Origin of the sequence: Streptomyces dysideae, assembly GCF_001514305.1 — a bacterium.
GTDB lineage: Bacteria > Actinomycetota > Actinomycetes > Streptomycetales > Streptomycetaceae > Streptomyces > Streptomyces dysideae.
The window spans coordinates 430,730-451,297 of record NZ_KQ949077.1 but is presented as its reverse complement, the minus strand read 5'-3'; the positions used below and the strand labels follow the sequence as shown (position 1 = coordinate 451,297).

General features: G+C 71.7%; 15 protein-coding genes, 1 pseudogene and 1 riboswitch. Of the genes and pseudogenes, 9 read left to right on the top strand and 7 right to left on the bottom strand.

The features are described from left to right. The first annotated feature begins 141 nt into the window (after positions 1-141). The 3 genes and pseudogenes from AQJ91_RS55300 to AQJ91_RS55290 all read left to right on the top strand — a co-directional run bounded on the left by AQJ91_RS55300 (position 142) and on the right by AQJ91_RS55290 (position 1,264). Entirely contained in the window at positions 142-267 is a 126-nt protein-coding gene (locus AQJ91_RS55300; protein ID WP_234381902.1) for a type I restriction-modification system subunit M N-terminal domain-containing protein, read from the top strand. After that, positions 264-491, top strand: a pseudogene (locus AQJ91_RS55295) (hypothetical protein); the annotation flags it as partial. The gene AQJ91_RS55300 and the pseudogene AQJ91_RS55295, both read left to right, overlap by 4 nt. Next, complete coding sequence (locus AQJ91_RS55290) at positions 410-1,264, top strand: M48 family metallopeptidase (RefSeq protein ID WP_234381916.1); 855 nt, start codon at positions 410-412, stop codon at positions 1,262-1,264. The pseudogene AQJ91_RS55295 and the gene AQJ91_RS55290, both read left to right, overlap by 82 nt. Positions 1,265-1,320: 56 nt before the next feature. Here the strand turns inward: AQJ91_RS55290 and AQJ91_RS08400 are convergent, their stop codons facing one another. Further along, entirely contained in the window at positions 1,321-2,400 is a 1,080-nt protein-coding gene (locus AQJ91_RS08400; protein WP_067017993.1) for a C40 family peptidase, read from the bottom strand. A gap of 434 nt (positions 2,401-2,834) precedes the next feature. On the opposite strand from AQJ91_RS08400, the gene AQJ91_RS08395 reads away from it, so the two are divergent. Further along, positions 2,835-3,188: a hypothetical protein gene (locus tag AQJ91_RS08395; RefSeq protein ID WP_067017991.1), complete on the top strand. Its 354-nt coding sequence runs from the start codon at positions 2,835-2,837 to the stop codon at positions 3,186-3,188. On the opposite strand, the gene AQJ91_RS08390 is transcribed toward AQJ91_RS08395, so the two are convergent. Beyond that, positions 3,166-4,158 (bottom strand): tellurite resistance/C4-dicarboxylate transporter family protein, encoded by a 993-nt coding sequence (locus tag AQJ91_RS08390; RefSeq protein ID WP_079084762.1) that lies wholly within the window; start codon positions 4,156-4,158, stop codon positions 3,166-3,168. The two genes, AQJ91_RS08395 and AQJ91_RS08390, sit on opposite strands and share 23 nt — an antisense overlap. A 437-nt stretch (positions 4,159-4,595) precedes the next feature. Then, positions 4,596-5,789, bottom strand: a complete 1,194-nt coding sequence (locus AQJ91_RS08385; protein WP_067017987.1) for a C40 family peptidase — start codon at positions 5,787-5,789, stop codon at positions 4,596-4,598. 8 nt (positions 5,790-5,797) lie between these two features. Continuing rightward, positions 5,798-5,965: riboswitch (cyclic di-AMP (ydaO/yuaA leader) on the bottom strand. A gap of 164 nt (positions 5,966-6,129) precedes the next feature. On the opposite strand from AQJ91_RS08385, the gene AQJ91_RS08380 reads away from it, so the two are divergent. Continuing rightward, positions 6,130-6,624: a hypothetical protein gene (locus AQJ91_RS08380; protein ID WP_159054509.1), complete on the top strand. Its 495-nt coding sequence runs from the start codon at positions 6,130-6,132 to the stop codon at positions 6,622-6,624. A 150-nt stretch (positions 6,625-6,774) separates the two neighbouring features. Further along, positions 6,775-9,258 carry a DNA helicase PcrA gene (pcrA, locus tag AQJ91_RS08375; RefSeq protein WP_067017983.1) on the top strand — a complete coding sequence of 828 codons (2,484 nt, stop codon included), beginning with the start codon at positions 6,775-6,777 and terminating at the stop codon, positions 9,256-9,258. A gap of 72 nt (positions 9,259-9,330) precedes the next feature. Here the strand turns inward: pcrA and AQJ91_RS08370 are convergent, their stop codons facing one another. Together AQJ91_RS08370 and AQJ91_RS08365 are read right to left on the bottom strand one after the other, a co-directional pair. After that, positions 9,331-10,818, bottom strand: coding sequence for a M23 family metallopeptidase (locus AQJ91_RS08370; RefSeq protein ID WP_067017981.1), 1,488 nt, complete (start codon positions 10,816-10,818; stop codon positions 9,331-9,333). A gap of 248 nt (positions 10,819-11,066) precedes the next feature. Further along, a complete protein-coding gene (locus AQJ91_RS08365; protein ID WP_067017979.1) occupies positions 11,067-11,936 on the bottom strand; it encodes a lipase family alpha/beta hydrolase in 870 nt (289 codons plus the stop codon). Positions 11,937-12,565: 629 nt separating this feature from the next. On the opposite strand from AQJ91_RS08365, the gene AQJ91_RS08360 reads away from it, so the two are divergent. Then, positions 12,566-12,982, top strand: a complete 417-nt coding sequence (locus AQJ91_RS08360) for a coenzyme B12-dependent isobutyryl CoA mutase small subunit (protein ID WP_067017977.1) — start codon at positions 12,566-12,568, stop codon at positions 12,980-12,982. A gap of 98 nt (positions 12,983-13,080) precedes the next feature. Here AQJ91_RS08360 and AQJ91_RS08355 read toward each other — a convergent pair whose 3' ends face one another. Both AQJ91_RS08355 and AQJ91_RS08350 read right to left on the bottom strand, forming a co-directional pair. Further along, the gene (locus AQJ91_RS08355; RefSeq protein ID WP_067017975.1) at positions 13,081-14,727 is read right to left on the bottom strand and encodes a DUF5691 domain-containing protein; all 1,647 of its coding nucleotides are present in this window, start codon (positions 14,725-14,727) and stop codon (positions 13,081-13,083) included. A 286-nt stretch (positions 14,728-15,013) separates the two neighbouring features. Beyond that, positions 15,014-16,369, bottom strand: a complete 1,356-nt coding sequence (locus AQJ91_RS08350) for an SWIM zinc finger family protein (RefSeq protein WP_067017973.1) — start codon at positions 16,367-16,369, stop codon at positions 15,014-15,016. Positions 16,370-16,502: 133 nt separating this feature from the next. Here AQJ91_RS08350 and AQJ91_RS08345 point away from each other — a divergent pair, with 133 nt between their 5' ends. Further along, the gene (locus AQJ91_RS08345; protein WP_067017972.1) at positions 16,503-17,633 is read left to right on the top strand and encodes an ATP-binding protein; all 1,131 of its coding nucleotides are present in this window, start codon (positions 16,503-16,505) and stop codon (positions 17,631-17,633) included. A 61-nt stretch (positions 17,634-17,694) separates the two neighbouring features. Continuing rightward, positions 17,695-20,460: a DUF5682 family protein gene (locus AQJ91_RS08340; RefSeq protein WP_067017970.1), complete on the top strand. Its 2,766-nt coding sequence runs from the start codon at positions 17,695-17,697 to the stop codon at positions 20,458-20,460. Positions 20,461-20,568: the final 108 nt, after the last annotated feature.

Genomic DNA, 20,568 nt, shown 5'->3' with positions numbered 1-20,568 from the left:
GGGAGCAAGCAGCTCGCTATGACGGAGAGACATAGTCGGTCACAATGTGTGCTTGATGGCATGTGGTGATCCCTGGCGCGCGCGAAGCCGTAGGCTTCCCGATGCAGCCGGACAAGCCAGTCACCTCAGGGAGTGCCGTACGTGGCCAAGCTCACGCTCGCGCAATTGGAACGCCATCTCTTCGCGGCGGCGGACATTCTGCGCGGCACGATGGACGCCGCCGAGTACGCGACTTCATCTTCGTACTCCTCTTCCTCAAGAGGGTGAACGACGAGTTCGAGGCCGCTCGGGAAGCAATCATCAAGGAGCGGCTGGCGGCCGGCGACAGCCGGGAGGACGCCGAGGACGAGGCCGAGCAGTACGAGTGGTACGGCCCGCGGGGGGTCATTTTCGTGCCCGAGGAGGCCCGTTGGGCGAAGCTCGCCGGGGCCGTCGACGACGTGGCCACGGAGTACCTCCAGCCCGCCCTCGACGCGCTGGAGCGCCAGAAGGGCAACAGCGAGCTGCGCGGTCTGTTCGCGCACGTCAACTTCAACCGCATCGGCGGCGGGGGCAGCGGCAAGGGCTCCGCCGCCGCGCTGACCGACAAGCGGCTCGCGGCGCTCATCGAGCATTTCGGCAGTATCCGGTTGCGCGGCGAGGACTTCGAGTTCCCCGACATGATCGGCGCCGCGTACGAGTACCTGATCAAGGACTTCGCGGACTCGGCCGGCAGCAAGGGCGGCGAGTACATCCGGTACGCGCTTTCAGAGAAGGTGAGACATTCCGCTACCTCGGGCGTGAGCACCGGCTGCTTCTGGTGGACGAGGGTGGGGCGCCGGTTCGGCTGGTTGCCGGGCGGCTGGTTCTGGACAAGGCGATTGCAGTGGAGCCGCGCCTGGCGCGGCGCAAACTCATCGCCTGGTATCGCAGGTCCGGTCTGCGATGGGCGGAGGGGCGGCTCCAGCCGTGGGCGGCTCGCATGGAGGTGCCTGAACCTGCTGTGACCGTCCGGGACGTGGGTAACCGATGGGGGACCTACCGGCAGGGTGAAGGAGAGAACGGCAGGGTGGCACTCCACTGGGCCGTCTTCCAGCTTCCCGCGCACCTCGTGGACTACGTGATCGCTCACGAGCTTGCGCACATCAAGATCGCCGGACACGGTCCGGACTACTGGACGCTGCTCAGGCGCGCCATCCCCGACTGCGAGGCGCGCAAAGAGGAGCTCGACGACTTGGGACGGCGGCTGTGGCTCGGGCAAACTGCGGCTGCGGGTGACGGCTAAACTCACGCTCGCGCGCACGAGGGCCAAATGACAGCCCCGCGCCTGGCAAACGGCTCTCACGCCACCCGCGTAGCCCCCGCGAACGGCATCTCGCTGATCGGGGCCACCCGTACCGGTGCCGTCGGGTTCGGGGCGTGGACCATCTGGCCGTTGCCCACGTAGATGCCGACGTGGCTGATGCCGGAGTAGAAGAACACCAGGTCGCCCGGGAGGAGTTCGGAGCGGGAGACGCGGCGGCCGGCGTCGATCTGGGAGTAGGTCGTGCGGGGGAGCGAGATGCCCGCCTCGCGGAACGCGGCCTGGGTGAGGCCCGAGCAGTCGAAGGCGTCGGGGCCGGTGGCGCCCCAGACGTAGGGGCTGCCGAGTTTGGAGTAGGCGTAGGAAACGGCGGCCGCCGCACGGGAGTTGGGTGCTTGTACGCTTCCTGAGGTCAGGTTTCCTGAGGTCGACAGGCCGTCCCGGGCGCCCGTCGAGGAACGTGAGGCGCGGTCCGTGCCGCCCGAGGCCTGCCCGACCTGTGCGCGCTCCTCGGCCGTCAGCCGGGACATCAGGCGGCGGGCCGCGTCCAGCTTTCCGGTGATCGTCTTCTTGTGCCGCTTCAGTTCCGCCTGGCGGGACTTGAGCGAGGCCAGTTCGATGTGCGCGGCCCCGCGCAGCTGCTCGATCTCCCGCAACTGCTCGCGTACGCGGGTGACGGACGCCGCCTGCCTGCTGCCGGCTCGTTCGGCGAACTCGGCGCCGTCGAGGTAGCGGTCGGGGTCGTCGGAGAGCGCGAGCTGCAAGGAGGGGTCCAGGCCGCCGTCGCGGTACTGCGCCGCCGCCATCGAACCCAGCGCGTCCCGCGCCGAGTTGAGCTTGTGCGTCTTGCGCGCCGCCTGGTCCCGCAGGGTCCTGAGCCGCCCCTCGGCCGCCTCCGCCTTCTCCTTCGCGCCGTTGTACCTCTCGGTGGCGACCTCCGCCTCCTGGTACAGCTTGTCCACCTTCGCCTTGACCTGCGCGGGCGTCAGGTTCGGCTCCGCGTGTCCGATCCCGTCGAAGCCCGTCGCCGTCGCCGCGCCCGCCAGTGCGAACGTCGCCGCCGTACGGGCTGTATTGCCGCTGACCGAACGTTGCCGGGGCTTGCGGTGCGCTGCCACGTGGACTGCACGTCCTTTCGTACGACCGCCTGACCGTCCCTACGGCCGCCCGGTCGGTGGGCGGTTCACGCGTCCGGCGGCGGCCCGCACAGGGGGAGCAGGCCGCCGCCGGACTTTCTCGGCGGTGGTGTCCGACTGCCGCCCCTGGCCCGGGCGGCGGTGGGGAGCCGGTCACCTGGTGAAGGACGCTAAACCTGACGGTGTCGGCTCGGTAACGCGTTGTGCGGAAGTGCGGGGAGCGGATCGCGAGATGACCGCAGGTGAGCGTGATCCCCGGCCGGAGCCGTCGGCTTCGCGCGGTGTGCTGACCGATGTGGCGTTTTCGGGGCATGTGTGGGTGACGGAGTGCTAGGGGTCGCATATATGCAAGATCACGTCGTGTGGGGCGGGCCGGTGTCGGGCGGGGCACCCACCTCTGATTAGGCTCCGGTCCCATGGACGTACTCATCCATCTCTTCGTCGGCCTGCACATCATCGGCATCGCCGCACTGCTCGGCGGTTTCCTCACCCAGATGAAGGCGATGGGCCAGGGCACCGCCCGCTTCGTCCCCGCGATGCTGCACGGCGCGCTGACCATGCTGGTCACCGGCGTGATCCTGGTCGGCCTCAACCAGGCCGACGACCAGTCCGTCAACAACATCAAGATCGGCGTGAAGCTGGCCCTGCTGATCGTGATCCTCGGCCTCGTCTATGTGAAGCGGGACGACGAGAAGGTGGAGAGGGGCCTGTTCGGGCTGGTGGGCGCGCTGACCACGGCGAACATCTTCATCGCCGTGCTGTGGACGTGACGGCGGTCCGGGGGGCCGTGTAGCTCCGTACGGCACCTACGGCTACGGCGAGCCACGCCGCCACCGCGATCCACAGCAGCGCCTGCCCGGGCCCCTTCAGCCACGGGACATCGACGGCGGCGGCGACGGACAGCATCGCCGCCGCCGTCATTCCCATCGGGAACACCGTCGCCCAGCGCCGCACGTCGTAGCGGGGCCGCGGCCACCTCGCCTCGGCGAAGAGCAGGACGGCGTACCAGACCAGGTCGAGCACGAGCAGGGCGACGGTCACCGTGCGCAGGACGTCGCTGTCGTCGTCGTTCCACAGGTACAGGCGCGCGCTGTCGGCGGCGATCAGCTTCGACCCGGCGAGCGCCGAGATGGCGAGCCCGCTGCCCGCGACCCAGTGGTCACCGGCTCCCTCGGCCACCTGCCGCAGGTCGAAGCGGGGCAGCGCGAGGCCGTAGAGCACGAGCCCGAGCCAGAACAGCACGAGCGCCACGCGCGCCAGCCAGGCCGCCGTCTCCGCCGCCGCGAGCGTGGCCCCCAGCATCGCGAGCCCCTGCGTGGCCACGCACCCGAGGAACACCGCGCCCGTCATACGCCGCCGCCAGTGCCGTACGACGACGAAGAGCAGCCCCGGCCACAACACGGCGGCGAGCGCGAGCAGCGCCTCGGCGAGCGTCTGCCACCCCAGGGCGGACAAGCGGGCGCCGAGCACGGTGGTCGCGGCGATGGCGGTCAGCGCGGCCGGCGTCCCCGCCTCCCGCACCCACCTTTCCCGCTCTCGCACCAGCCGTACGACGAAGTCGGCGGCCAGCGCCACCCACGCGACGCAGGCCACCACGAGAGAGATCCGGGAGAGCACCTCGTACCCCGCCAGATCCAACCCGACCGACACGATGCCGGTCGCCATCACAGCGGCCCCGGTCGCCGGCGGACGCTGCGCCCACCAAGCGCGAAGGGGGGAGATACGGGGCGCACGGGGCATGGGCCGATGCTAAGGAGCGCGGCGGGGGTTGCGAGCGGGGCACGCGCGCAGGCGGGGTGAAATACGCGCGGGCGCAGGGCATGGGCATGGGCGCGGGCGCCTGGCTACGTGGAGTGGGGGTGGGTGCGCACCCCCCACGTAGACGCGCGCACACCGGCGTGTGGCCGACGCGTGCACACCGGCGTGCGACGCGACAGTGCACGCCCGTGCGCGGATGCTTTCGTGCGCCGGCGGACCATGGAACGCGCCGACGCGGGGCGCGAGGGCACCTTCATGCGCCCGTGCCTCCATGGGGCCCGCCCGTGCCGGAAGCCGGCCGCGCCACGCGCGCGTGCCCTTCATGGAAGCCGGAAACCGGCCCTCACGCGCGCGTGCCCTTCACGGAAGCCGGAAGCCCGCCACCGAAGCGTGCCCGAGGAGTGCCCCCGAGTCGTGCCTCAGGCCGGCCGTACCACGCTGTGGATAGACGACTCGCCGTCGTAGTAGATCGACTCCTCGCGGACGTACGTGCCGGGCTTCGGGGCGTGGATCATCATGCCGTTGCCGATGTAGATGCCCACGTGGGTGACGTCGTCGTAGAAGAAGACCAGGTCGCCGGGCTGGGCGTTGGAGAGGGAGACCGTGGTGCCGGCGTTGACCTGGTCGTAGGTGACGCGGGGGATGTCGACGCCGGCGGCCTTCCAGGCGGCCTGGGTGAGGCCGGAGCAGTCGTAGGAGTCAGGGCCGGTGGCGCCCCAGACGTATGGCTTGCCGATCTGCGCGCGGGCGAAGGCGAGGGCCTTCTCGGCCTTGGTGGCGTAGGAGGAGTCGGTCGAGGGGGAGGTGGGGGAGGTGGAGGTGGAGGTGGAGGTGTTCGAGCCGGTGGTGGAACCCGACTCGCTGCTCTCCTGCTGCGCTGCCGCTTCCTCCCGGGCCTGCTGTTCCGCCGCCGCCTGCTGCCGCGCCAGCTCCTCCGCCTTGCGCGCGGCCTCCTCCTGCTTCTGCTTCTCGATCGCCGCGAGCCGGGCCTTCTCCTCCGCCGTCAGCTGCGACAGCAGCTCACGCGCGTCGGCGAGCTTCTGCTGGACGGTGGCCTTGGCGGTCCGCAGGTCGCTCTGCGACTCGGTGAGCGCCGCGAGGCTCTCGCTGGCCTCCTGACGCTTCTTCATCGTCGCGGACTGCTCGGTGACGTACTCGTCGACCGCTTCCTTCTGGCGGCCGGTCATCCGGCTCATCAGCTGGGTCTGGTCGAAGTAGTCCTGCGGGGAGTCCGCGAGCAGGAAGGTCGCGGTGTCGGGGGCGGACGCGCCGGTGCGGTACTGGGCCGCGGCGTAGGAACCCAGCTCCTCACGCGCGTCGTTGAGCTTCTGGGTGCGCTGGGCGACGTCGTCGAGGAGGGTGTCGACCTTCTTGCGCTGCTTGGTGGTCTTCTCTTTGGTCGCGTTGTACTTCTCGGTCGCCGACTCCGCCTGACGGTAGAGGTCGTCGACCTTCTTCTCGACTTCTTCGAGGCTCGGCTTGTCGTCCGAGGGGGTGGCGTTGGCCGTCTGGGACAGCAGGGCAACGGAGGTGAGGGCCGCCGTGGCGAGGGCGGGGGTCCGTATGCCTGCTACGCGCGTACCTGCGGGACGCGACTTGCGGTGCGACGCCAAGGGAGGCGACTCCTTCCATGTTCCGCCTACCGAGTTAGCTGTCGGGTTCGGGCGGGTGGTTCGGAAGGGTTGCCCTACAGCCTGTTCCCCGAAAGGGAGTTGGCCGATTCACCCCAAGGTCGGTGGGTCCCCGGCTCCGGCTGCCACAGGGGTGCCGGACTCAGCGGAGGCCGCGCGGCCCGGCGACGTTCGCCGGTGGGGGTCGTACGGCCTGCCCGGCACGGTAGCCAACTCGTGTGGCCCCTGTGAAGGTTGATGGGCGATATGCCCGATACATTTTCGTGACCTTAGCCATGCGCCTTGCGGGACGTAGGCAATGCGGAGGGATATGCGACGACATATGCGTATTTTCACCGGAGTGGTGACGTCCGCCCGCTTCCTGACGCTAACTTCCAGCCAGCCGCGGCCGGACGCCGTGGCGCGGCGGCAAGAGGTGCAGTCGCCGCCCTGGAACAAGCTCGGCAGGCTCCTGCGCATCACCCACGGCAAGGCGAAGATCGCCGCCGAGGTCTCCGCCGTCGAGTTCAGGTACAACCCGCACAAGGCGAACCTGGAGTCCAACCCGAACGCCGTCCTCGCGCTCCCCGACGGCCGCAAGATCGTCGCGGACAGGGCCGGCAATGACCTGGTCGTCGTCTCGCACGGCACGCGGACCAATGTGAAGGTGCCGTTCCCGGCGGGCCTTGCCGTCGCCCGTACGACGGCAAGGTCTATGCCTCGGCCTGGACGGTCGCGGACCGTGACGAGACCGTCCTGGAGGGGAAGAAGACGCCGGGCGGGCAGGTCTGGAAGATCCTCGGCTTCTGAGGTCCTTCGGGCCGCTGGTTCCGGCTGATTCCGGCGATGTTCTCAGGGCGGCGGCCGGGTGTCAGTGGGGCGGCTTAGGGTCTGTCCGATGGCCCGGTTCGGTTTCACGCCGGTGCCTGGTCAAGAAACCCTCGACCCTCGGACCGGGCCATCGGGCAGGCCCTAAACTCGGAGAGCGATGAGCAGCCTCTTTGATGACAGCTTCCTGGCGGACCTCCAGGGCCCACGGGCCCACGAGGAAGAACCGCCGCCGCCCGAGGACGATCACGTACCGGAGCCGGTTCCGGACGATCTGTTCGGCGGGAAGTTCGACGTGCCCCCGGACCGGGACGCCCACTACCGCGACGGCGCCCCGCGCCCTGCCCTCGACGCGGCCGCGCTCATCGAGGGGCTCAACGAGAACCAGCGCGCGGCCGTCGTCCACTCCGACACCCCGCTGCTCATCGTGGCCGGTGCCGGCTCCGGCAAGACGCGCGTGCTCACGCACCGCATCGCGTACCTGCTGGCCGAGCGTAATGTGCACCCGGGCCAGATCCTCGCGATCACCTTCACGAACAAGGCCGCGGGCGAGATGAAGGAGCGCGTCGAGCAGCTCGTCGGCCCGCGCGCGAACGCGATGTGGGTGATGACCTTCCACAGCGCGTGCGTGCGCATCCTGCGCCGCGAGAGCAAGAAACTCGGCTTCACCTCGTCGTTCTCGATCTACGACGCCGCCGACTCCAAGCGTCTGATGGCGCTCGTGTGCCGGGACCTCGACCTCGATCCCAAGCGCTTCCCGCCGAAGTCCTTCAGCGCCAAGATCAGCAACCTCAAGAACGAGCTGATCGACGAGGAGGACTTCGCCGCCCAGGCCTCCGACGGCTTTGAGAAGACCCTCGCCCAGGCGTACGCGCTCTACCAGTCCCGCCTCCGCGAGGCCAACGCGCTCGACTTCGACGACCTGATCATGACGACGGTCAACCTGCTGCGCGCCTTCCCGGACGTCGCCGAGCACTACCGCCGCCGCTTCCGGCACGTCCTGGTGGACGAGTACCAGGACACCAACCACGCCCAGTACGCCCTCGTGCGCGAGCTGGTCGGCACCGGCGAGCACCCGGTCGACGTACCGCCCAACGAGTACGACGTGCCGCCCGCCGAGCTGTGTGTCGTGGGTGACGCCGACCAGTCGATCTACGCCTTCCGTGGCGCGACGATCCGCAACATCCTCCAGTTCGAGGAGGACTACCCGGACGCGACGACGATCCTGCTCGAACAGAACTACCGGTCGACGCAGACGATCCTCTCCGCCGCCAACGCCGTCATCGAGCGCAACGAGTCCCGCCGCCCCAAGAACCTGTGGACCAACGCGGGCGCGGGCGCGCGCATCACCGGCTATGTCGCCGACACCGAGCACGACGAGGCGCAGTTCGTCGCCGAGGAGATAGACCGGCTGACGGACGCGGGCGACGCGAAGGCCGGCGACGTCGCCGTCTTCTACCGGACGAACGCCCAGTCCCGTGTCTTCGAAGAGATCTTCATCCGCGTCGGCCTGCCCTACAAGGTCGTCGGCGGCGTCCGCTTCTACGAGCGCAAGGAGGTCCGGGACGTCCTCGCCTACCTGAGGGTGCTGGCCAACCCGGAGGACTCGGTCCCGCTGCGCCGGATCCTGAACGTCCCCAAGCGGGGCATCGGCGACCGCGCCGAGGCGATGATCGACGCCCTGTCCCAGCGCGAGAAGATCAGCTTCCCGCAGGCGCTCAAGCGCGTCGACGAGGCGTACGGCATGGCCGCGCGGTCGACCAACGCCGTGAAGCGGTTCAACACGCTGATGGAGGAGCTCCGTACGATCGTCGAGTCCGGCGTGGGCCCGGCGACCGTCCTGGAGGCGGTTCTCGAACGGACCGGCTACCTCGCCGAGTTGCAGGCCTCCACCGACCCGCAGGACGAGACCCGCATCGAGAACCTCCAGGAACTCGCCGCCGTGGCCCTGGAGTTCGAGCAGGAGACCGCCGAGGGTGAGGTGTCAGGCACGCTCTCCGACTTCCTGGAGCGGGTCGCGCTGGTCGCCGACTCCGACCAGATCCCGGACGAGGCGGCGGACGGCTCCGGTGTCATCACCCTGATGACGCTGCACACCGCCAAGGGCCTGGAGTTCCCGGTGGTCTTCCTCACCGGCATGGAGGACGGCGTCTTCCCGCACATGCGCGCCCTCGGCCAGACCAAGGAGCTGGAGGAGGAGCGGCGCCTGGCGTACGTCGGCATCACGCGCGCGCGTGAACGGCTCTATCTGACGCGCTCGTCGCTGCGCAGCGCGTGGGGGCAGCCGTCGTACAACCCGCCCTCCCGCTTCCTGGAGGAGATCCCGGCCCAGCACGTGGACTGGAAGCGCACCGGCGCCACCGCGCCCGTGTCCTCCGGCCCGGCGTCCGGTGTGGCGGCCTCGCTGTCGTCGTCCCGCTCGCGCTCCTCGGCGTCGGGCGCGTCCGGCTTCGCCACGCGCCGCGCCTCGGAGAAGCCGGTGGTCGCGCTGGCGGTCGGGGACCGGGTGACGCACGACCAGTTCGGGCTGGGCACGGTCGTGGGGGTGAAGGGCACCGGAGCCAACGCCGAGGCGACGATCGACTTCGGCGAGGCGAAGCCGAAGCGGCTGCTGCTGCGGTACGCGCCGGTGGAGAAGCTGTAGGCGCACCAGAAGAGCCCCCGCTGCAACAGCGGGGGCTCTCAAGGACGTTCGTCTGGTCGGTCTGCGTAGGGTCTACGTAGGGTTTATTCCGTGGCTGCGCAGCCACGGAAGCGGGTCGATCGGCGAGCCGCCGGCGGGGCGCACCTCGAAGTGCAGGTGCGGGCCCGTCGAGTTGCCGGAGTTGCCGGAGTACGCGATCGGGTCGCCGGCCTTGACCGTAGTACCGGAGGCGACGCGATAGCTGGAGAGGTGGCAGTACCACGTCTCCGTGCCGTCCTTCGCGGTCACGATCATCATGTTGCCGTAGGCGCTGTTCCACTGTGTGCGCACGGTGCCGTCGGTCGCGGCCATCACCGTCGTGCCGTAGGAGACGGGGAAGTCTATGCCGGTGTGCACGGACATCCAGTTGATGCCGGACTGGCCGTAGTAGGCGCTGAGTCCGCGCTGTGCGACCGGCAGCGCGAACTTCGGGCGCAACCGCTCCTTGCGGGCCGCCTCCTCCGCCGCCTTCCGCTTCTCGGCCGCCTGCTGGGCCTTGAGGTCGATGCGCTCCTGTGTACGGCTGACCCGGTCGCCGAAGTCGTCGACGCCCGCGGAGAGGCTCTTGAGCTGGGTGTCCAGCTTGCTGTTCGCGGCGGACGGCTTCACCGGCTGCGCTTCCGAGGCCGTCGTCGAGGTGTCCGAGTCGTCGGTCAGACCGCCGACGGAGGCGGCGGCGATCCCGGCGACCCCCATCACACACGCCGAGGGCACAGCGACCGTCAGCAGCGCGGAGCGCTTCGGTGGCGTACGGCGGCGGGAACGGGAGCCGTTGCGGGCGGCGGCGCGCGAGCCGGGGGCCGGGGCGGCGGGAGTGGCCGAGGGGGCCTCTTCCTGGTCGTCGAGGAGCGCCACGGCGGGGGTGCCGCCGGTGGCGGCCAACTCGTCCTCGTCGTGGCCGTGTTCGTCGTACGAGACCTGCTCGAAAGTACTCGTCGCGTGCTGGTCGAAGGATTCTGCCGACTGCTGCTCGTACTCGTCGGAGGCTTGGTCGGTGCCGCCGTCCGAGTTCCACTGTGTGGCGTCGTAGGCGCCCGTGTCGAAGGCCTGTGTGCCCCATTCCCACTGCTGGGTCTGGTCGGCCGGGGCGCACGACTGGTCGGGCTGCAGCCAGGCGCTCGCCTCCCTCCCCCAGAGGGGGGACCCCCAGCCGGAGGTGTCGTGGCCGGTGGCCTGCGGCGGGACGAAGGCAAGCCGCTGGTGGTCGGCGGTCCAGGCGGTGGTGTCGTACGCGCCGGTGTCGTAGGCGGCGTGGTGCTGGGCCGCGTACGCGTCGTAGTTCAGGGTCTGCTGGCTGCCTGTGGACCACTGGCCGGAGTCGTATGAGCCTGTGCTGTCGCCCGGGAGACAGCCGAAGAGGGGGTCCGCGTCGAAGGTCGTGGTGGTGGCGTGGACACCGGTCTCGAAACCGGTGGCGTCGTAGCCGCCGTACGTGGTGAAGTCGCCGTGCTGGGCTTCCTGGGTGCCGTACGACGCGTAGTGCGACGAGGCGGCGTCGGAAGCCGGAGCCGGGGTGGTCATGCTCCCCGACGGGTGACGGTCGTTCACCAACTTCTCTTTCGCCTCGACAACAAGGGCTGCCAGAGCAGTGCGGTGACTGTACCCGGCGGTACGCGGGCACGACAATCCTCGGCGGGTTTCGGGTCTGCGGGAAACGGGCATTCGGCCGTGTTTCGGGGGACTGCGGGCACGACTTTGGCCCTGTGTTCGAAGATTGTTCGACCTGGGCTCGGCTGTTCGTCGGGTGTCCGGCCGGTGTCAGAGGGCTGTCACGCCACTGTCAGGCCGTCGGCCTGGGCGGCGGCTTCGGCTCCTGTCCGGTCGGTGTCGAGGGCCTGCCGTATTCCGGTGGCGACGGCGGGGTGCACGGGCAGGGCGAGATGTCCGATCCCGCTCACCCGGACGTTCTGCACCATCAGGTCGGGGTGGTCGACGCAGGCGGTCTCCAGCGGGTCCATCAGGTGGTCGAGGTCGCTCCAGAAACTGACGAAATGCGTACGGCAGCCGGGCGCGGGCCGGGTCAGCTCCTCGAGCACTTCGGAGCCGGGGCGCATCTGACGCACGATCGGGTGCGCGTTGGCCAGCGGCACCACGCGGGTGCCGGAGTGCGGTGTGCCGAGCGTGACGAGCGTACGGACCCTGAGGTCGCCGCCGAGACACTGCACGTAGTAACGCGCGATCAGCCCGCCCAGGCTGTGCCCGACGACATCGACCTGCCTGCTGCCCGTGCGGGCGCAGATCTCCTCTATGTGCCGGCCGAGCAGTTCGGCGGCGCTGCGGATGTCGCAGGTCAGCGGCGAGTAGTTGAGCGACTCGACCTGCTGCCTGCCGTGCTGGGCGAGACTTCGGCGCAGCAGGACGAAGACCGAGCGGTTGTCGATGAAGCCGTGCAGCAGGACGACCGGGGGTTTGGTCTCCGTGGGCAGTTGGGCGGTGTCCGGGTCGTCCTGTGAAGGGAGCGCCGGTGCGGTGCGGCGCTCCTGTGTGATGCCGGACGGATAGAGGAGAAGGTGTCCGGCGAGGATCGCGATCTCCAGGGCGGTCGCCTTGAGAAGGGCTACGGAGAGGTCGGCGAGTCTGCTCGGGAGCAGGCGCTGGCAGAGTGGCAGAAAGGGCGGTACTGCCCCGGTGACCTTCATGGCCGACCTCCTGTCGGCACGCAGGAGGACAGCTCTGTCCCCCGTGTGCCCTCGTGGGAAGCCGTGGCGGAGGCGGTGCCCGGCGGGGCATGAGTGTAGCGCGCCGGGTGAGCGTGGCCCGTGGCGCGAGTGGAGCGTGCTGCGCCGATGACGTGACGAGGTCCCCTGCCGGTGTGGCGACGAGGCTCCCCGCTGTCGTGCCGTACCTGCCCTGCGTGCTCTTCGTGCCACCGCCGATGTGCCGCACCGCCACGGCGCGCGGCCCGCGGCGCGGTGGTGCGGCGACCTCGTTGCGGCTCCCGTTGCGCTTGGTCCCGCTGCGGCGCGCGGGCCGCGGATGTCCGCGGCCCGCGCGCCGCCAAGTCGTGGAACGGTGCGCGGTGAACGTGTCCCATCGTGTGATTTCCCCCTCGGTACGCACCGCGAAACTGCCGGTTGCGGGATGCTGGCGATAACGTTCGTTCACTTCCCCGGGCGATGTGGCGCGGGGCGTCCGTGCCGTGGTGGCGTATCTGGTGTGGTGGGCGGCGGAATGTGCGGTACGCGTGACATGTGCGAGGTGTACGGCGTGCGTGATGTGTGCGGTACTTGTCGGTACGGATGGATGTAGTCGCTTCATGGAGGCAGTGATGGGTGTGGCAGCCGGTCCGATCCGCGTGGTGGTGGCCAAGCCGGGGCTCGACGGCCACGATCGGGGAGCCAAGGTGATCGCGCGGGCGCTGCGCGACGCCGGTATGGAGGTCATCTACACCGGCCTCCACCAGACCCCCGAGCAGATCGTCGACACCGCGATCCAGGAGGATGCCGACGCGATCGGTCTGTCCATCCTCTCCGGCGCTCACAACACGCTCTTCGCCGCGGTGATCGAACTGCTCAAGGAGCGGGACGCGGCGGACATCCTGGTCTTCGGCGGCGGGATCATCCCCGAGGCGGACATCCCCCCGCTCAAGGAGAAGGGCGTCGCGGAGATCTTCACGCCGGGTGCGACCACGCAGTCCATCGTGGACTGGGTGCGGGCGAACGTGCACCAGCCGGCGGGGGCGTAGGCCTTCGGCGGCCGCGTCGTCGTGGCGCCCGCGGGTGCGACGGGGGCCGGGGGCGTGGCGGTTGGGTGCCTGGCCCGCCTCCGCGGCGCGGGACAGCCCTACGCCATCCCCAGCCCTTCCGCCATCCCCAGCTCGTCCGTCATCGTCGCCCGGAAGCGCAACGTCGTGACCAGGCGCTGGAAGGCCTCCGCCCAGTAGCCGCCCGCTCCCGGCGACGCGTCCTCCGGTTCGTCCGGTACCGCCAGCAGGCCGTCCAGGCGGCTCGCCTCCGAGGGGGCCAGGCAGCGCTCGGCCAGCCCCATCACTCCGCTGAAACTCCATGGATAACTCCCCGCGTCCCGCGCGATGTTGAGTGCGTCCACCACCGCCCGCCCGAGCGGCCCGGCCCACGGCACGGCGCACACCCCGAGCAGCTGAAACGCCTCCGACAGGCCGTGCGTCGCGATGAACCCGGCGACCCAATCGGCCCGGTCGGCGGCGCCCAGTCGGCCCAGCAGCTTGGCCCGCTCGGCCAACGACACCGCCCCCGGCCCGCCGGCCTCGGGCGCCGACGGCGACCCCAGCAGGGCCCGCGCCCACTCCGCGTCGCGCTGCCGTACCGCCGCCCGGCACCATGCCGCGTGCAGCTCGGACTGCCAGTCGTCCGCCACCGGCAACGCCACGATCTCCTCGGGCGTACGCCCCCCGAGCCGCCCCGACCACGTCCCGAGCGGCGCCGCCTCCACCAACTGGCCGAACCACCACGACCGTTCACCCCGTCCGGCCGGAGCCTTCGGGACGACACCGTCGCGCTCCATGCTCGCGTCGCACTCGTGCGGCGCTTCGACGCTGATCGTGGGCGTGTCCCGCGTGTGGTCGACGGCCACGCACGCCCCGGCCCGCACCGCCATCCGCGCCGCGAGCGCCGACTCGGGCAGCGCCGACAGCAACTCCGCCGCCGTCGCCCGTACGTTGCGGCTCCGGTCGGCCAGCGCCTGCTCCAGGAACGGCTCGTCCCGCGGGCCCAGCCCCGTACGCAGCGAGTCGAGGAACATCAGCCGGTCCTCGGCCCGCTCCGTCGCCCAGGTCGTGCCGAGCAGCTCGCGCGCGGCGGCGGGCTCACGCGCGCGTATCGCCGCGAGCAGCGCCACCCGCTCGGCGAACAGGCCCTCCTGCCACAGCTGCCGCACCCGGTCGGCGTCCTCGAGATGCGGCAGCGCCGTGCCCCCGCCCGGGGTCGCCCGCAGGGCGAACCGCCAGTCCGGGTTCAGCCGCGCCAGCCACACGGCCCGCGGTCCCGCGAACGCCAGCGCCGCCGGCCGTAGATCCGTCCGGCCCCGGGCCGCGTCCAACAGGGCGGGCAGTGTCTCCGGGGGTGCCGCGAAACCGCGGTCGTTCGCCGCCGCGAGCCACTGGGGCAGCAACTCCATCAGGTCCGGCGCGGTGCCCCTGCGGCCGCCGCCCCCTGTGCCCGGGCGGTCGGCCAGCAGCATCGTGAGTCTGCGGGCCGCCGCTGCGGGCAGCGCCGGGCGGGGGTCCTCGGGCGCCGGGTCCGGCCGCCGCGCCGCCCGCGCCGGCCGCAGCCCGGCCCGCCGCCGTACGGTCTCCACGGCCGCCGCGTCCAGCAACGCCACCGGCGCCTCCCGTCCCGGCGTGCCACCCGGCGGGGTACGCCGTTCCGTACCGAGCAGCGCCGCCGTGACGAGCTCCTCCCAGGCGGCCGGTGCATGCGGATGCGGATCCGCGGGAGCGGAGGTCCTGGTCATGAGGTTCCTTTCCGTCGGCCGGCCGGGAGTGGTTGGAGGGGCACCCGGTGCGGGTCCCGTGAGGGGTGACACATGCATGGATCGGGTGGGGGTGGGGCGGCGTTGGGGCGCGGGGGTGGGAGACGGGGCGCACGGGGTTGGGGCGGAGTTGGGCGGTGTGCGGGGGGAGCGGAGCGCGCGGCGTGGTGTGCTGGGTCGGTCGGGTGTGCGGTGTCGGTCGCGTGGCCAGTCCGGCGTGCGGCGCTCGTGGTGGGCGTCGTGCGGCGGGTCCGGCCTCGGAGGTGGTTCAGCACAGCTGTACCGCCTCTCCTGTTCCCGCCGGCCAGGCTGTGAGCGGGGTGAAGCCGTGGTGGCCGCACTCGCCGAAGACCCTGACGGGCGCGCCGCCCGAGAGGGCGACCAGTCGCCACAGGCCAGGGCGGGCGCGGGCGGCCGGGGTGAGGGGCAGGGCCGTGTCCGTGTCGGCGTCGGCGAGTTGCCAGGAGTCGCCGTCCGGGGTTGGTACGACGTGGTCCAGCGTCACCGGGAGCGAGTCCAGCCAGGGGTCGAGCCGCAGGGCGTCGCCGTAGCGGGCGGCCGCCTCGGTCGTCGTCACCCCCGGTGGACGTATCGGCGACGGCGTCGGCGCGGCGAACTGCTCGGCCAGGGACGCCCGCAGCTGCCCCGCACCCGGATACGCGGACACCTCCGCATCCAGGACCAGCCCGACCGGCAGCGTCAGCTCCGGGGCGCGGCCGGCGGCCCCATAGGAGAGGAGCAGCGCGGTGCGGTCCGACTCGGTGCCGTACAGCCAGATCCGGCGCGTCGTCAGCTTCGTGTCCGCCGTGTCGTACTGGGCGAGAACCAGCCAGCGGTCCCGCACGGGCGGGCCGTCTGCCGAGGCGGGCAGGCCGATGCGTGAGCGCACCGTGTCAGCCAGGGCGTCGGGCAACCTCTCGCGGCGCAGCCAGCCCTGGTCGAGGAGATGGAGCAGGGCGCACTCCTCCAGCAGCCGCACCGGCCAGCCCGCCCCGGACGCCGGGATCGCCCCCAACTCCCGTACCCGCGCGGCCAGTCCGGGCGCCTGGGCGTCGACCATCCGGGCCGCCGTCTCCTCCCACAGTCCGTAGCCCGCCTGCTCCGCGCCGGCCAGTCCGCCGCGTAGCAGGTCCGCCAGGCGCTGCTCCAACTCCGTCGCCCCCGCGGTGACCCGCTCGGCCCGCCGCTCCGACCTGCGCCGCGCCGCCTCCGGATCACCGGAACCGGCCCCCGGACCGGCCGCACCGGCCGTCCGCTTCTCCTCCGCCCGCTTCCTTCTCCCCGCTATCCACTCCTCCGCCCAGCCCGGCGGCTGCCCCGGCGGCACCGCACCGTCCCCGCCGGCCCAGAGCAGCAGCAGCCCGAGCGCGTGCTTGCACGGGAACTTCCGGCTAGGACAACTGCACTTGTACGCGGGACCGGACACATCGGCGATGTCGACGACCGTCTGATACGGCTTGCTCCCGCTGCCCTTGCACAGCCCCCACACCGTCCCCTCGTCAGAACTGCCCGCCTCGGACCACGGCCCGGCCGCGCCGAGTTTGTTTCCCGCCTTGCGTGACGCGGTGTCAGGCGCCAGTGCCAGCACCTGGTCCGCGCTCCAGCGCACCCCCTGCTGAGTCATGTCATCGAAGGTAGATCCCCCCACTGACAATCGGCCGTGCGAGAGCGTTTTCGCAGGTCGGAACGCATTGTCAGTGGCGTGGTGCACGGTGGACACCAGATCCGAACCGGCTGAGCTGGAGGGGGACTTTGCCATGACTGTGTCTGTGGAGCCGACGTCCGTGGACGTGCGCGAGACCGAGCCGGCCGAGGCGTTGCGACCGCATGCCGAGGACGCCTTCGCCGGTGAACTCGCCGCGCTGGCCGCGCAGGACGACCGTCCGCGCCCCGCCCGCTGGAAGCTGTCGCCGTGGGCCGTCGCGATGTACCTGCTCGGCGGCACCCTGCCGGACGGCACGGTGATCACCCCGAAGTACGTGGGCCCGCGCCGCATCGTCGAGGTCGCCGTCACCACACTCGCCACCGACCGCGCCCTGCTCCTGCTCGGCGTGCCCGGCACCGCGAAGACCTGGGTCTCCGAGCATCTGGCCGCGGCCGTCAGCGGCGACTCGACGCTGCTGGTGCAGGGCACGGCCGGCACGCCGGAGGAGGCGATCCGGTACGGCTGGAACTACGCGCAGCTGCTCGCGAACGGCCCGAGCCGCGACGCGCTCGTGCCCAGCCCGGTCATGCGGGCCATGGCGGAGGGGATGACGGCGCGCGTCGAGGAGCTGACCCGTATCCCGGCTGACGTGCAGGACACGCTCATCACGATCCTGTCGGAGAAGACGCTGCCGATACCGGAGCTGGGGCAGGAGGTGCAGGCGGTCCGCGGCTTCAACCTCATCGCCACCGCCAACGACCGCGACCGCGGGGTCAACGACCTCTCCAGCGCCCTGCGCCGCCGGTTCAACACGGTCGTGCTGCCGCTGCCGGAGAGCATCCAGGCCGAGGTCGACATCGTCTCGCGGCGCGTCGACCAGCTCGGCCGCTCCCTCGACCTGCCGGCCGCGCCCGACGGCATCGACGAGATCCGCCGCGTCGTGACCGTCTTCCGTGAGCTGCGTGACGGGGTCACGTCCGACGGCCGGACGAAGCTGAAGTCGCCGAGCGGCACGCTGTCGACGGCGGAGGCGATCTCCGTCGTCACCAACGGTCTCGCCCTGGCCGCCCACTTCGGCGACGGCGTGCTGCGGTCCGGGGACGTTGCCGCGGGCATCCTCGGCGCCGTCGTCCGCGATCCGGCGGCGGACCGGGTCATCTGGCAGGAGTACCTGGAGGCGGTCGTGCGCGAGCGGGACGGCTGGAAGGACTTCTACCGGGCCTGCCGGGAGGTGAGCGCGTGAGGGGTGTCGTCGAGCGGGACCGTGAGGGTGTGACGGGCATCGCGAAGGTGAGGGGGAGGGCGTGAGCGAGGTGGAGCAGGCCGGGAACGGAGGTCCCGGTGCCGGGCCGCTGCTGCTCGGCGTACGGCATCACGGGCCCGGGTCGGCGCGGGCCGTGCGGGCGGCGCTGGGCGCCGCCCGGCCGCGGGTCGTACTGATCGAGGGGCCGCCCGAGGCCGATGAGCTGATCCCGCTGGCCGCGGACGAGGACATGCGGCCGCCTGTCGCCCTGCTCGCCCACGCCGTGGACGAGCCCGGCCGCTCTGCGTTCTGGCCGCTGGCCGAGTTCTCGCCGGAGTGGGTCGCCATCCGGTGGGCGCTGGACCATGGAGTACCGGCCCGCTTCATCGACTTGCCGGCCACGCACACGCTGGCGTGGGGGAGGGACGAGGACGGGGCCGGAGAGGGGGAGGAGCGCGAGCCCGAGGGGGAGGGCGAGGACGATCGTGGTGCCGATGTTCGTGTCGATCCGCTCGGCGTTCTCGCCGAGGCCGCCGGTTACGACGATCCCGAGCGGTGGTGGGAGGACGTCGTCGAGCACCGGGGCGCGAGGGCGGGGGATCCGTTCGCGCCGTTCGTCGTGCTCGAGGAGGCCATGGGGGCGCTGCGGGAGACGTACGGGACCGGGGGACAGGACCGGGATCTCGTGCGGGAGGCGTATATGCGGCTCCACGTGCGGGCCGCTCAGCGGGAGGTCGGGGACGCGGTGGCCGTGGTGTGCGGGGCGTGGCATGTGCCCGCGCTGCGGCGGAAGAGCACGGTCGCCGGGGACAGGGCGCTGCTGAAGGGCTTGCCCAGGGTCAAGGCGGACATGACGTGGGTGCCGTGGACGTATCGCAGGCTGGCGCGGGCCAGTGGATACGGGGCGGGGATCGACTCGCCCGGGTGGTACGGGCATCTGTTCGGGGCGCCGGACCGGCCGGTCGAGCGGTGGCTGACCAAGGTGGCGGGGCTGCTGCGGGACGAGGACCGGCTCGTGTCCTCGGCGCACGTCATCGAGGCGGTGCGGCTGGCGGAGACGCTCGCCGCTATGCGGGGGCGGCCGCTGCCGGGGCTGACCGAGACAACCGATGCCGTGCGGGCGGTGATGTGCGAGGGGTCGGACGTGCCGTTGGCGCTGGTGCACGACCGGCTGGTCGTCGGGGACGTGCTGGGGGAGGTGCCGCCGACGGCGCCGGCGGTGCCGTTGCAGCGGGACCTCGACCGGATCCAGCGGCGGCTGCGGCTCAAACCCGAGGCGCTGGAGCGGGAGTTGGAGCTCGACCTGCGCAAGGAGACCGACGCCGGGCGGAGCAGGCTGCTGCACCGGCTGCGGTTGCTGGTCGTCGGGTGGGGTGAGCCGGTCGCCTCGCGGGGGAGCACGGGGACGTTCCGGGAGACGTGGCGGCTGCGGTGGGAGCCGGAGCTGTCCGTGCGGGTCGCCGAGGCCGGGGTGTGGGGGACGACCGTGCTCGGCGCCGCGATCGCCAAGGCCGAGGCGGACGCGGTCGCCGCGCAGGGCCTCGCCGACGTCACCGCGCTCGCCGAGCGCTGTCTGCTGGCCGAACTGCCGGACGCGCTGCCCACGGTGATGCAGATCCTCGCCGACCGCGCCGCCCTCGACGCCGACGTCGGCCAACTCGCCCAGGCTCTGCCCGCCCTCGTCCGCTCCCTGCGCTACGGCGACGTACGGGGCACGGACACGGCAGCGCTGGCCGAGGTCGCCGAAGGCCTCGCCGAACGCGTCTTCGTCGGCCTGCCGCCGGCCTGTGCGGCACTGGACGCGGAGGCGGCCGAGGAGATGCGGCGGCATGTGGATGCGGTGCATGGGGCGGTGGGGTTGCTGGGGGACGTCTCGGGGGCGGGCCGGAGGGGTGCGGACCGGTCCGGTGAGGCCTCCGGGGCGGAGCGTCGGGTGGCGGGGTCGGCGGGTGACGTCTCCAGGGCGGAACGCGGGGCGGCGGGGTCGGCGGGTGACGTCTCCAGGGCGGAACGCGGGGCGGCGGGGTCGGCGGGCGACGTCGCCGAGCTGGAACGCCGGGTGGCGGGGTTGGCGGGCGATGCGCCTGGCTTGGCGCCGGGCGCAGCCTCCGTGCCGGGTGGTGCGCCTGCGCCGGGCGACGCTCCTGAACCGAGCCTCACCTCCACGGCGGATGCCGTCCCTGCGCTGGATCCCGTCCTCGCGTCGGATGCCATTCCCGCGCCAGATGCCGTCACCGTGACGGGCACCTCCCCCACCCCACCGCACAGCCCTCTGCGCGCCCGCTGGCGCACCGTGCTTCGGGTGCTCTCCGTGCGGGACACCGTGCCCGGTGTCATCCGAGGGCGGGCGGTGCGGCTTCTGCTGGATGACGGGGAGTTGATGCAGGACGAAGCCGCGCGGCTTATGGGGCTCGTGTTGTCGCCGGGGACGCCGCCGGGGGACGCGGCCGCGTGGATCGAGGGCTTTGTCGGGGGCGGTTCCGGGGGCGGGATGCTGCTCGTGCATGACGAGCGGCTGCTCGGGCTGGTCGACGCGTGGCTGACGGGGGTGCCGGCGGACGCCTTCACGGACGTGCTGCCGCTGCTGAGGCGCACCTTCTCGGCGTATGAACCGGGGGTGCGGCGGACCTTGGGGGAGCTGGTCCGGCGTGGGCAGGGGGAACGGGAGAGTGCGGGGGCCGGTGGGTCCGGCATACCTGGTTTCGCCGACGAACTGGACGTGGCGCGGGCGGACGCCGTGCTGCCGGTGGTGCGGCTGCTGCTGGGGCTGGACGGGGCGCGGAGAGACACAGACACCGACAACAACCTTGTGGGGGTGGGCGGATGACGGTCGACGGGCTCAGGGAGCCGAGGGCATGCGAGCGGTCCGGGGCAGTGGAGGTCGTCAGGGACGGGCAGGAGATCCGGGCGGCAGACGGGCGGACGACGACCGTGC

What these genes read in the sequence shown, in the direction of transcription:
- AQJ91_RS08370 (WP_067017981.1), bottom strand. Translation starts at nt 10,818, where the DNA reads ATGACCACCCCGGCTCCGGCTTCCGACGCCGCCTCGTCGCACTACGCG.
- AQJ91_RS08365 (WP_067017979.1), bottom strand. Translation starts at nt 11,936, where the DNA reads ATGAAGGTCACCGGGGCAGTACCGCCCTTTCTGCCACTCTGCCAGCGC.
- AQJ91_RS08390 (WP_079084762.1), bottom strand. Translation starts at nt 4,158, where the DNA reads ATGCCCCGTGCGCCCCGTATCTCCCCCCTTCGCGCTTGGTGGGCGCAG.
- AQJ91_RS08355 (WP_067017975.1), bottom strand. Translation starts at nt 14,727, where the DNA reads ATGACCAGGACCTCCGCTCCCGCGGATCCGCATCCGCATGCACCGGCC.
- AQJ91_RS08395 (WP_067017991.1), top strand. Translation starts at nt 2,835, where the DNA reads ATGGACGTACTCATCCATCTCTTCGTCGGCCTGCACATCATCGGCATC.
- pcrA (WP_067017983.1), top strand. Translation starts at nt 6,775, where the DNA reads ATGAGCAGCCTCTTTGATGACAGCTTCCTGGCGGACCTCCAGGGCCCA.
- AQJ91_RS08380 (WP_159054509.1), top strand. Translation starts at nt 6,130, where the DNA reads ATGCGTATTTTCACCGGAGTGGTGACGTCCGCCCGCTTCCTGACGCTA.
- AQJ91_RS08345 (WP_067017972.1), top strand. Translation starts at nt 16,503, where the DNA reads ATGACTGTGTCTGTGGAGCCGACGTCCGTGGACGTGCGCGAGACCGAG.
- AQJ91_RS08360 (WP_067017977.1), top strand. Translation starts at nt 12,566, where the DNA reads ATGGGTGTGGCAGCCGGTCCGATCCGCGTGGTGGTGGCCAAGCCGGGG.
- AQJ91_RS08350 (WP_067017973.1), bottom strand. Translation starts at nt 16,369, where the DNA reads ATGACTCAGCAGGGGGTGCGCTGGAGCGCGGACCAGGTGCTGGCACTG.